Here is an 11,433-nt window from a genome sequence, read left to right as displayed (position 1 = left end):
ACAGCTCCCTTCGATTACGCGGTCGGTTTGCCGATAATAAAGCGCCAAAGATCGCGAAACACATTGGCGCTATGGAGCGTGCGGATGATGACAAGCGTGACAGGACCGGCAATCAAGCCGAGAAAACCGAGCAGCTTGAAACCGACGAACAAGGCGATGAGCGTGGCGAGCGGGTCGAGGCCGATCGTTGAAGAAAGCACTTTTGGCTCCATGATTTGCCGTTGGACGAGGACAACGATATACAGCACGCCAAGCCCAATCGCAAACGGAATGTTGCCGCTCACAGCGGCGTAAATGATCCAAGGAACAAATACAATCCCCGTTCCCAAATATGGCAAAAGATCGACGAACCCGATGATCAACGCGATCGTAATCGCGTAATCAACGCGCAAAATCAGCAGGCCGATCAGCACGATGACGGTCGTAATCGAAATGAGCGTCGCCTGCGCTTTGATAAAGCCAAACAGCGCCCGCTTTAAGTCGAGAAACACCGTTTTTCCGCTTGTGCGAGCTTTCGCCGGCAGCCATTGCTGGGCCATGCGCATTAAGCGGTGCCAGTCTTTGCTGATGAAAAACGTCGCCAGCAGCGAAAAAATAAATACGGTCGCGGCATTCGGCAGCCAAGCGAGGAGCTGCGGAATGTTTTGCAGGATGCTCTGGACAAATTCGCCAACCGTCGTTCCAATTTTTTTTCCGACGGCTTGAATATTTTGCATAATCGTATCCTGTTGGGCGGCGCTTAAACTTTTAAACATCCCGGCCAAATCTTTGTAAATCGGGATGATTTGGTCGGCGACGAACGTCTCCATGTATGTGATCAATGTTTGAAATTTTTCTGGCACGACGTTGGCTAAATATTGCGTTCCCGAAACAATTTCAGCAACGAGAAGCGTGACCAAACCGGCGACTGCGGCAAACAAAATGATGAGCGTGACGCTGACTGCGAGCCACCGCGGCATTTTCGCCTTCCGTTCCAAAACATCGACGAGCGGGTTGATGATCATCGCGATGAAAAAGGCGATGATGAACGGATACGTTACGGTCGAAATGTAGTATGCGGCGATGATGCCAAGGACTAGAGCGGCGACGACGAGAAAAAAGCGCAAAAGACGCTCAGCGTATATTCGGGACAATGTTTCACCTCCAACGATGTTCCATATTGATATATTACACGTTTTCTTACGGGGAAGCAAAAAGACAAGTTTCATAGGAAAGGATGGACGAGCGTGAACGAACCGGTATGGTTTTTGCTTTTGTTGCTCGCACTCGGTTTTCTGGCGAAAAACGAATCGCTTATTGTGGCGGTCGCTGTGCTACTGGCCGTCAAATTCACGGGGTTGGATCAAAAAATGCTGCCAATCATTCAAGCGAAAGGCATCCATTGGGGGGTGACGGTCATTACGATCGCTGTGCTCGCTCCCATCGCTTCGGGGGAGATCGGCTTTAAGCAGCTTGTCAGCTCTCTGCAGTCGTTGTCGGCCTGGGTCGCTCTTTTATCCGGCGTTTTCGTCGCCTTGATCGCCAAAGAGGGGGTGGAGATGCTGGCCAATGACCCCCATATGACGGCAGCGCTTGTGTTCGGCACCATCATTGCCGTATCCTTGTTTCACGGGGTGGCGGTTGGGCCCTTGATCGGCGCCGGCATTGCCTATACGGTCATCAAAATGATAGAATATTTTTGATCATCAGGCGGTGCGTCGGATCCTCTGTTTTGAAACGAATGGATTTCCATTTTGTTCCTGATCATCATTTCTTTTGACGTGTGACAGCTGACAAAAGTCTGATAATTGTTTATAATAATGAACGAGAGTGAGTTTTCGGCCAAGCATTGTGCAGCTGTTGCAACGGAGCGGTTGTCGCCGGCGCCATGTAAGCACTTTCGCGCGCGTTTGTTTTTGCCTCCATTTCGAGCAGGCGCTCACCGGCCATTCGTCATCATGGCCGGAACTTATGAAAAGAAGGGGAGATTGAACATGACAGTAACCCGTGGTTTAGAAGGAGTCGTGGCCACGACGTCAAGCATCAGTTCGATCATCGATGACACGTTGACGTATGTTGGCTATGACATTGATGATTTAGCCGAAAACGCTTCCTTCGAAGAAGTCGTTTATTTGCTTTGGCATCGCGAACTGCCGACGAAAGAGCAGCTTGAGGAATTAAAGCAGCAATTAGCGGAAAACGCTGAAATTCCAAACGAAATCATTGAACATTTCAAGCTGTATCCCATTGACAAAGTGCATCCGATGGCGGCTTTGCGCACCGCGGTATCGCTTCTCGGCTTGTATGACGAAGAGGCGGATGTCATGACGAAAGAGGCGAACTATCGGAAAGCGATTCGGCTGCAGGCGAAAATCCCGACGATCGTCACCGCCTTCGCCCGCGTGCGCAAAGGGCTGGAACCGGTTGCGCCGCGCAAAGATTTGAGCTTTGCTGCCAATTTCTTGTACATGCTGACCGGCAAAGAACCAGATCCCATTGCTGTGGAAGCGTTCAACAAGGCGCTCGTGCTGCATGCCGACCACGAGTTGAACGCGTCGACATTCACAGCGCGCGTCTGCGTCGCCACGCTGTCCGATATGTATTCTGGCATCACCGCGGCGATCGGCGCCTTGAAAGGGCCGCTTCACGGTGGGGCGAACGAAGCGGTGATGAAAATGTTGAAGGAAATCGGCACCGTCGACAACGTCGAGCCATACATCCGCGCCAAGCTGGCCAACAAAGAAAAAATTATGGGCTTCGGCCACCGCGTTTACCGAAAAGGCGACCCGCGCGCCAAACATTTGAAAAAAATGTCGGAAAAACTGACGAAGCTCGTCGGCGAGCCGCATTGGTATGAAATGTCGACGAAGATTGAAGAAATCGTCACATCGGAAAAAGCGTTGCCGCCGAACGTTGACTTTTATTCCGCCTCGGTTTACCATTGTTTAGGAATCGATCATGATTTGTTTACGCCGATTTTTGCCGTCAGCCGCACGTCTGGATGGTTGGCCCACATTTTAGAGCAATATGACAACAACCGTCTCATCCGTCCGCGCGCCGAGTACACCGGCCCGGGCAAACGGGTGTACGTGCCGATCGACGAGCGCGGCTAAAACACGTGGACAAGGCGGTGAAGGCGTGCCTTCACGCCTTTTTATAAAAAAATGGCATTGGGGGTTTTGCTCGTGACGCAAGGAGAAAAAATTACAGTCCAAAATGGTGTGCTCAACGTTCCGAACAACCCGATCATCCCGTTTATCGAGGGGGATGGAACCGGCCCGGACATCTGGGCGGCCGCTTCGCGCGTGCTCGAAGCAGCAGTGGAAAAAGCATACAAAGGCGAGAAAAAAATCGTCTGGAAGGAAGTGCTCGCCGGCGAGAAAGCATACAAGCTGACGGGCAACTGGCTTCCGGATGAAACGCTCGAGACGATCCGCGAATACATAATCGCCATTAAAGGGCCGCTGACGACGCCGGTTGGCGGAGGCATCCGCTCGCTGAACGTCGCGCTTCGCCAAGAGCTCGACCTGTTTGTCTGCCTGCGCCCGGTCCGCTACTTTCCAGGCGTTCCGTCGCCAGTGAAACGCCCGGAAGACACCGATATGGTCATTTTCCGGGAAAATACGGAAGACATTTACGCCGGCATTGAATATGCCAAAGGGACGCCGGAAGTGAAAAAAGTCATCGACTTTTTGCAAAACGAAATGGGCGTGCGCAAAATCCGCTTCCCGGAAACGTCCGGCATCGGCATTAAGCCGATTTCCGAACAAGGGACGAAACGGCTTGTGCGCGCGGCGATCAACTACGCGATCGAACACGGCCGCAAGTCGGTGACGCTCGTTCATAAAGGGAATATTATGAAATTCACTGAAGGCGCGTTTAAAAACTGGGGTTATGAATTGGCGGAGGAAGAATTCGCCGACAAAGTGTTCACGTGGGCGCAATACGACCGCATCGTCGAGTCGGAAGGAAAAGAAGCGGCGAACAAAGCGCTTGCTGATGCGGAAGCGTCCGGCAAAATCATTATCAAAGACGTCATCGCCGACATCTTCCTGCAACAAATTTTGACGCGTCCGCGCGAATTTGACGTCATCGCGACGATGAACTTAAACGGTGACTACATTTCCGACGCGCTCGCGGCTCAAGTCGGCGGCATTGGCATCGCGCCGGGGGCCAACATCAACTATGAAACCGGCCACGCCATTTTCGAAGCGACGCACGGCACGGCGCCGAAATACGCAGGGCTTGACAAAGTCAATCCGTCCTCCGTCATTCTCTCGGGCGTCATGATGTTTGAGCATCTCGGCTGGAACGAGGCGGCGAAATTGATCATCAAAGCCATGGAGAAAACGATCGCCGCGAAAATCGTCACCTATGACTTCGCCCGCCTGATGGAAGGGGCGACGGAAGTGAAATGCTCCGAATTTGCTGATGCGCTCATCCGCAACATGGACTAATTTAACGAAGGGAATGGCAAAACGATGGCGATGAAACGGAAAAAAATCTCGGTGATCGGCGCCGGATTCACGGGGGCGACGACGGCATTCCTGTTGGCGCAAAAAGAGCTTGGCGACGTCGTGTTGGTTGACATTCCGCAGCTCGAAAACCCAACGAAAGGAAAGGCGCTCGACATGCTGGAGTCGAGCCCGGTGCTTGGGTTTGACGCGAACATCGTTGGCACATCGGATTACGCTGACACAGCCGATTCGGACATCGTCGTCATCACAGCTGGCATCGCCCGCAAACCGGGAATGAGCCGCGACGATTTGGTGACGACGAACCAGAAAATTATGAAGCAAGTGACGAAAGAAGTCGTCAAATACTCGCCGAACTGCTACATCATTGTCTTGACGAACCCGGTTGATGCCATGACATACACGGTGTTTAAAGAGTCCGGGTTTCCGAAAAACCGCGTCATTGGGCAGTCAGGCGTTCTCGATACGGCGCGCTTCCGTACGTTCGTCGCCCAGGAGCTGAACATTTCGGTGAAGGATGTCACCGGGTTTGTGCTCGGCGGCCATGGCGACGACATGGTGCCGCTCGTCCGCTATTCGTACGCCGGCGGCATCCCGCTTGAAAAACTCATTCCGAAAGATCGTTTGGACGCCATCGTTGAGCGGACGCGCAAAGGCGGCGGTGAAATCGTCAACCTGCTCGGCAACGGCAGCGCCTACTATGCACCGGCTGCGTCGCTTGCCGAAATGGTCGAAGCGATTGTGAAAGACCAGCGCCGCATTTTGCCGGCCATCGCCTACCTTGAAGGCGAATACGGCTATGACGGCATTTATTTGGGTGTGCCGACGATCCTTGGCGGCAACGGCATCGAGAAAGTGATCGAACTCGAGCTGACCGAAGAGGAAAAAGCGGCGCTCGCTAAATCCGTCGAATCCGTCAAAAATGTCATGCGTATGCTGGAATAGCAGCAGGGCAAAAATTCGGGCATTGTCCCGGGTTTTTGCCCACAGTCAATGAAAGCGCTTTCTAGAAAGCAAAGGGGTGGGAACATGTTGAAAAAACGAAAAATCGGAAGAAGGATCGGGGAAATTCAAGCGGGGGAAAAGCTCGTGTTCCAAGCCGCCATCGAAGACAAAGATTTGCTTCTTTATCTTGGACTGACCGATGACGCCAATCCGCTTTACATTCAGCACGATTATGCTTCACAGACGCCGTTTGGAAAACCAGTCGTTCCGCCGGTCATGTTGACGGGGATGATCACGTCGGCGGTTTCTAAATATTTGCCAGGTCCGGGCAGCTATATTACACGGCAGGACATTCGCTTTCTCCGGCCAGTGTATCATTATGAAACGCTCGAATTTTTGCTCGAAGTCGCCGATGTCGATGAGGCGGGTCATTGCGTGACGTTGTCCGTCATGGCGACGCGCGGCGCAGAGACGGTGTTGGAAGGGGCGTTGTCCGTTTGTCCGCCGCATACCCTCCCGCGCCTAGACGGGCGTGTGTTCGAGAACTTTTAACGTCATTTCCGAAAGAAGTTCTTCACTTCGAAACAAAGGGGAAGTTTCGTGCCGTTTTCCGCCAAAAGAAGCCAACAAAACGCGAGGGTCAGTTTTCCGCGGGTGACCGGTCTGCAGGAAAACTCCCTTTTTTTCTTTTTTGTCCGAATCAAAGCGTCAATTGTGGTATCATAAAGGCAGAAACCATTGATTGGGATGGAGGAGCGGCATGGGACGAAAAATTTTAGTTGTCGATGACGAACAGCCAATCGTGACTCTGTTGTCGTACAATTTGGAGAAAGCCGGATTTCATGTCGTGACCGCTCACGATGGGGAAGAGGCGCTTGCGAAAGTGGCGTCCGAACAGCCGGCGCTCATCATTTTGGATTTGATGCTGCCGAAGCTTGACGGCGTGGATGTATGCAAGCGGCTTCGCCAGCAGCAAATCATGACGCCGATTTTAATGTTGACGGCTCGAGATGATGAATTTGACAAAGTGCTTGGCCTTGAGCTTGGCGCTGACGATTATATGACGAAGCCGTTCAGCCCGCGCGAAGTCATTGCGCGCGTCAAGGCGATTTTGCGCCGCACGGAGCTCGTTCAGCCGGCGGCTGAATCGAGTGAGCGACTTGTTGTTGGCGAGCTGGAAATTTTTCCAGATCGCTATGAGGCGACCATAGGAGGCAAGCCGCTTGAGCTGACACCGAAAGAGTTTGAGCTGCTCCTTTATTTGGCTCGCCATAAAGGGCGGGTGTTGACACGCGACCAGTTGCTCAGCGCTGTATGGAACTATGAGTTTGCCGGCGATACACGCATTGTCGACGTCCATATCAGTCACTTGCGTGAGAAGATTGAAACCGATACGAGAAAACCGATATATATTAAAACGGTGCGCGGCCTTGGTTACAAATTGGAGGAACCGAAGCGGCATGAATAGCTTCCGCACCCGCCTTTTGTTTTGGCTTGTGACGCTCATTGCTACGGTGTTGATTGCCCTCGGGCTTTTGCTTGGGCAATTGCTGAAAGACTTTTACACCGAGACGATGAACAAGCGTATGGAAAAAGAGGCTCAAGCGCTTGCGATTTTGCTTGAAAATGAACCGCTCGAGCAAATCCGCGCCGATTTGCAGGAAATGGGGAATGAGCTGTCGTCCCGCATCACCGTGCTCGATAAAGAAGAACGGGTGAGGTTTGACAGCGGTCGCGTCGCAACGATCAGCGACAAAGACCATGAGCGCATCGTCCGGGCGATTTTGCGCAAAAAGCAGTTTCCTCGCTTTTCCGTAATTGAAAAAACAAACGACGTCTATTACTACATCGTCCCGTACGAGCGCGGTGAACGGAGCGGGTACGTCGTTTTAAGCACACCGACGAGCTCACTTCAAAAAGTAAACGAGCAAATTTGGGGTGTGCTCACGAGCAGCCTCGGAATGGCGCTCGTTGTCATCATCGCCCTTGTCTGGAAAATCGCTAATCAATATATGAAGCCGATTGAAGAAGCGACGAAAGTGGCGTTTGAGCTGGAAAAAGGCAATTACGCCGCCCGTGTGCCTGATGGTGAATATAACGAGGCTGGTATGCTTGTGCGTTCGATCAACCGACTGGCTCGCCATTTGCAGGAGATGAGCAGGGCGCGCGAAATTCAGACCGATCGGCTTCATACGCTCATTGAAAACGTCGGCAGCGGCCTGCTGTTTATTGACCACCGCGGACATATTTCTCTCATCAATCGGGCGTTTCAGACTCAGTTTCATCTCGATCCGTCGGATTGTTTGTACCGTCCGTATGCCGATGTGCTGCCGCACCGTGACATCGTCCGGTTTATCGACGATATTTTCATCACCGAAACGACGATGCGTCAGCATATGCGGCTGACGGTTGGCATCGAGCGGAAACATTTCGATGTATACGGGGCCCCGATCATCGGCACGAACGCCGAATGGACAGGGATTGTCGTCGTGTTTCACGATATTACGGAGCTGAAGCGGCTCGAGCAAATCCGCAAAGACTTTGTCGCCAACGTGTCGCACGAATTGAAAACGCCGGTGACGTCCATTAAAGGATTCGCTGAAACGTTATTGGATGGCGCTATGAAGGATGAAGAGGCGCTCGAACATTTTTTGACCATCATCTTAAAAGAAAGCGAACGGCTGCAAACGCTCGTTGAGGAACTGTTGGACTTGTCGAAAATCGAGCAACACGGGTTTCAGCTGCAACTCGAAGACGTGGATATCGCTCAAGTCATCGCCGAAGCAGCTGCTGTGTTTCGCCAAAAAGCGGCGGAAAAACAAATTGATTTGCATATCGCATCGCCACCCGGGCTTGTCATCCGCGGTGACAGAAATCGGATGAAGCAAATTTTGCTGAACTTGCTCGCCAACGCCATTACGTATACGCCGGAGCGGGGGAGGGTTGCCGTCGAGGCGGAAGAGGCAGAGAAAGAAGTGCGGATCCATGTGAAAGACACCGGCATCGGCATTGAGGAAAAGGAAATCCCGCGCATTTTTGAACGTTTTTACCGCGTCGACAAGGCGCGCAGCCGCGATTCCGGCGGAACGGGGTTGGGCCTTGCGATTGTGAAACATTTGGTTGAGGCTCACCACGGATATATTACCGTAGCGAGCCAAGTGGGGCGCGGCACCGTGTTTACCATTCATTTTCCAAAGCCGGGGCGGTAGCCGGCCTCTTTTTTTATCCTCTCCGACCGAGAAACCCCGCTTTTCAGCGGGAATGTCAGTGGGGAGTGAATGGGCACCGCTCATCGTGATGGGTGAGCGTTCAAGACAGGGGGCGGGCATGGTACAATAGGACAAGGAAGCATCCGAGGAGGGATGAGATTGAAAAAAAAGTTGGTTTTAATCGATGGCAACAGCGTGGCGTACCGCGCGTTTTTCGCTTTGCCGCTGCTGCATAACGACAAAGGCATCCATACGAACGCCGTCTACGGATTTACGATGATGTTGAATAAAATTTTGGCGGAAGAAGAGCCAACCCATATGCTTGTCGCGTTTGACGCGGGGAAAACGACGTTTCGGCATGAAACGTTTCAAGCTTATAAAGGCGGGCGGCAACAGACGCCGCCGGAACTGTCGGAACAGTTCCCGCTGTTGCGCGAGCTGCTGAGGGCGTATCGCATCCCCGCCTATGAACTCGACCTCTACGAAGCGGACGATATTATTGGGACGCTCGCCGTCCGCGCCGAGCAGGAAGGGTTTGAGGTGAAAGTCATTTCCGGCGACCGCGACCTGACCCAGCTCGCTTCCCCCCATGTGATGGTGGACATTACGAAAAAAGGGATTACCGATATTGAATCGTACACGCCGGAGACGGTCCGCGAAAAATATGGCTTATCCCCGGAGCAAATCGTCGATTTGAAAGGATTGATGGGCGACAAGTCGGACAATATTCCTGGGGTGCCGGGCATCGGGGAAAAAACGGCGGTCAAGTTGCTCAGGCAATTCGGCACGGTTGAAAACGTGCTCGCCTCCATTGATGAGATCAAAGGCGAAAAGTTGAAAGAAACGCTGCGCCAACACCGCGATATGGCGCTGTTAAGCAAAAAGCTCGCCGCCATTCGCCGCGACGCCCCGGTCGAGCTCTCGCTTGATGACATTGCCTATCAAGGCGAAGACCGGGAGAAAGTGATCGCGTTATTTAAAGAGCTTGGGTTTCAATCATTTTTAGAGAAAATGGATTTGCCATCATCAGAAGAGGAAAAACCACTCGCGGAGATGGCCTTCGCGATGGCCGATCGCGTAACAGAGGAGATGCTTGCTGACAAGGCGGCGCTTGTCGTTGAGGTGGTCGAGGAAAATTATCATGATGCGCCGATCGTCGGCATCGCTCTCGTCAATGAACATGGACGGTTTTTCCTGCGCCCGGAGGCGGCGCTTTCTGATCCGCAGTTTGTGGCTTGGCTTGGCGATGAAACGAAGAAAAAAAGTATGTTTGACTCAAAGCGCGCGGCAGTCGCCTTAAAATGGAAAGGAATTGAGCTATGCGGCGTTTCCTTTGATTTATTGCTGGCCGCCTATTTGCTTGATCCGGCCCAAGGTGCTGATGACGTGGCTGCCGCAGCAAAAATGAAACAATACGAAGCGGTGCGGCCGGATGAAGCGGTGTATGGCAAAGGGGCGAAGCGGGTCGTGCCGGATGAGTCAGTGCTCGCCGAGCATCTCGTTCGCAAGGCGGAGGCGATTTGGTCGCTCGAACGGCTGTTTTTGGATGAGCTGCGCCGCAATGAACAAGATGGGTTGCTTGTCGAGCTCGAGCAGCCGTTGTCTTCAATTTTGGCGGAAATGGAATTTGCCGGGGTGAAAGTGGACACGAAGCGGCTCGAACAGATGGGAGAAGAGCTCGCCGAGCAGCTGCGCACGGTCGAGCAGCGCATTTATGAGCTCGCCGGCCAGGAGTTCAACATCAATTCTCCGAAACAGCTCGGCGTCATTTTATTTGAAAAACTGCAGCTGCCGGTGTTGAAAAAAACGAAAACCGGCTACTCCACTTCGGCGGACGTGCTGGAAAAATTGGCGCCGTATCATGAAATTGTCGAAAACATTTTGCATTACCGCCAGCTTGGCAAACTGCAATCGACGTACATTGAAGGGTTGTTGAAAGTCGTGCGCCCCGATACAAAGAAGGTGCATACGATTTTCAACCAGGCGCTGACGCAGACCGGGCGGCTCAGCTCGACGGAGCCGAACTTGCAAAACATTCCGATTCGGCTTGAGGAAGGACGGAAAATCCGCCAAGCGTTCGTGCCGTCGGAGCCGGATTGGCTTATTTTCGCCGCTGACTACTCGCAAATTGAGTTGCGCGTTCTCGCCCATATTGCCGAAGATGACAATTTAATAGAAGCGTTCCGCCGCGATTTGGACATTCATACGAAAACCGCGATGGACATTTTCCATGTAAGCGAGAATGAGGTGACGCCCAATATGCGCCGCCAGGCAAAAGCAGTCAACTTCGGCATCGTTTACGGTATCAGCGATTACGGCTTGGCGCAAAACTTAAATATTTCGCGCAAAGAAGCGGCCCACTTCATCGAGCGCTATTTCGAAAGCTTCCCTGGGGTGAAGCGGTATATGGAACATATTGTGCAAGAAGCGAAACAAAAAGGGTATGTGACGACGTTGTTGCACCGGCGCCGCTATTTGCCGGATATTACAAGCCGCAACTTCAATGTCCGCAGCTTTGCCGAGCGGACGGCGATGAACACGCCGATTCAAGGAAGCGCGGCTGACATTATCAAAAAGGCGATGATCGATTTGCACGCGAGGCTGAAGGAAGAGCGGCTGCAAGCGCGCCTTTTGCTGCAAGTGCATGACGAGCTCATTTTGGAAGCGCCGAAAGAAGAGATCGAGCGACTGTGCCGGCTCGTTCCCGAGGTGATGGAGCAAGCCGTTGCGCTTCGCGTGCCGCTCAAAGTCGACTACCATTACGGGCCGACGTGGTATGACGCGAAATAAAAAGAGTCCTTGGCATGAAACGCTGGCACTCCGTG

At 52.7% G+C, this 11,433-nt stretch carries 9 protein-coding genes; 8 read left to right on the top strand and 1 reads right to left on the bottom strand.

Features of this window, described 5'->3' with window-relative positions:
• Nucleotides 1–14: 14 nt before the first annotated feature.
• Nucleotides 15–1,133 carry a sporulation integral membrane protein YtvI gene (ytvI, locus tag ETC05_RS05190; RefSeq protein WP_031407712.1) on the bottom strand — a complete coding sequence of 373 codons (1,119 nt, stop codon included), beginning with the start codon at nucleotides 1,131–1,133 and terminating at the stop codon, nucleotides 15–17.
• A gap of 93 nt (nucleotides 1,134–1,226) precedes the next feature.
• On the opposite strand from ytvI, the gene ETC05_RS05185 reads away from it, so the two are divergent.
• From ETC05_RS05185 to polA, 8 genes are all read left to right on the top strand, one after another.
• Nucleotides 1,227–1,682: a DUF441 domain-containing protein gene (locus ETC05_RS05185; RefSeq protein ID WP_031407714.1), complete on the top strand. Its 456-nt coding sequence runs from the start codon at nucleotides 1,227–1,229 to the stop codon at nucleotides 1,680–1,682.
• A gap of 291 nt (nucleotides 1,683–1,973) precedes the next feature.
• Nucleotides 1,974–3,092 carry a citrate synthase gene (gene citZ, locus ETC05_RS05180; protein WP_031407716.1) on the top strand — a complete coding sequence of 373 codons (1,119 nt, stop codon included), beginning with the start codon at nucleotides 1,974–1,976 and terminating at the stop codon, nucleotides 3,090–3,092.
• Between the two features lie 72 nt (nucleotides 3,093–3,164).
• A complete protein-coding gene (icd, locus tag ETC05_RS05175; protein WP_031407718.1) occupies nucleotides 3,165–4,436 on the top strand; it encodes an NADP-dependent isocitrate dehydrogenase in 1,272 nt (423 codons plus the stop codon).
• A 24-nt stretch (nucleotides 4,437–4,460) separates the two neighbouring features.
• A complete protein-coding gene (gene mdh / locus ETC05_RS05170) occupies nucleotides 4,461–5,399 on the top strand; it encodes a malate dehydrogenase (RefSeq protein ID WP_031407720.1) in 939 nt (312 codons plus the stop codon).
• Nucleotides 5,400–5,483: 84 nt separating this feature from the next.
• Nucleotides 5,484–5,951, top strand: coding sequence for a MaoC/PaaZ C-terminal domain-containing protein (locus ETC05_RS05165; protein ID WP_031407723.1), 468 nt, complete (start codon nucleotides 5,484–5,486; stop codon nucleotides 5,949–5,951).
• 208 nt (nucleotides 5,952–6,159) lie between these two features.
• Complete coding sequence (locus tag ETC05_RS05160; RefSeq protein WP_171660512.1) at nucleotides 6,160–6,867, top strand: response regulator transcription factor; 708 nt, start codon at nucleotides 6,160–6,162, stop codon at nucleotides 6,865–6,867.
• Complete coding sequence (pnpS, locus tag ETC05_RS05155; RefSeq protein ID WP_171660511.1) at nucleotides 6,860–8,608, top strand: two-component system histidine kinase PnpS; 1,749 nt, start codon at nucleotides 6,860–6,862, stop codon at nucleotides 8,606–8,608. The genes ETC05_RS05160 and pnpS overlap by 8 nt, the downstream gene beginning before the upstream one ends.
• Nucleotides 8,609–8,761: 153 nt before the next feature.
• On the top strand, nucleotides 8,762–11,398 hold the full coding sequence (gene polA, locus ETC05_RS05150) for a DNA polymerase I (RefSeq protein WP_253263946.1): 2,637 nt from the start codon (nucleotides 8,762–8,764) through the stop codon (nucleotides 11,396–11,398).
• The last annotated feature ends 35 nt before the right edge of the window (nucleotides 11,399–11,433 follow it).

This window comes from Geobacillus sp. BMUD, from assembly GCF_013096845.1.
Taxonomy (GTDB): domain Bacteria; phylum Bacillota; class Bacilli; order Bacillales; family Anoxybacillaceae; genus Geobacillus; species Geobacillus vulcani.
Note: the sequence above shows the minus strand (reverse complement) of the source record. Positions and strands in the feature narration are given on the sequence as shown.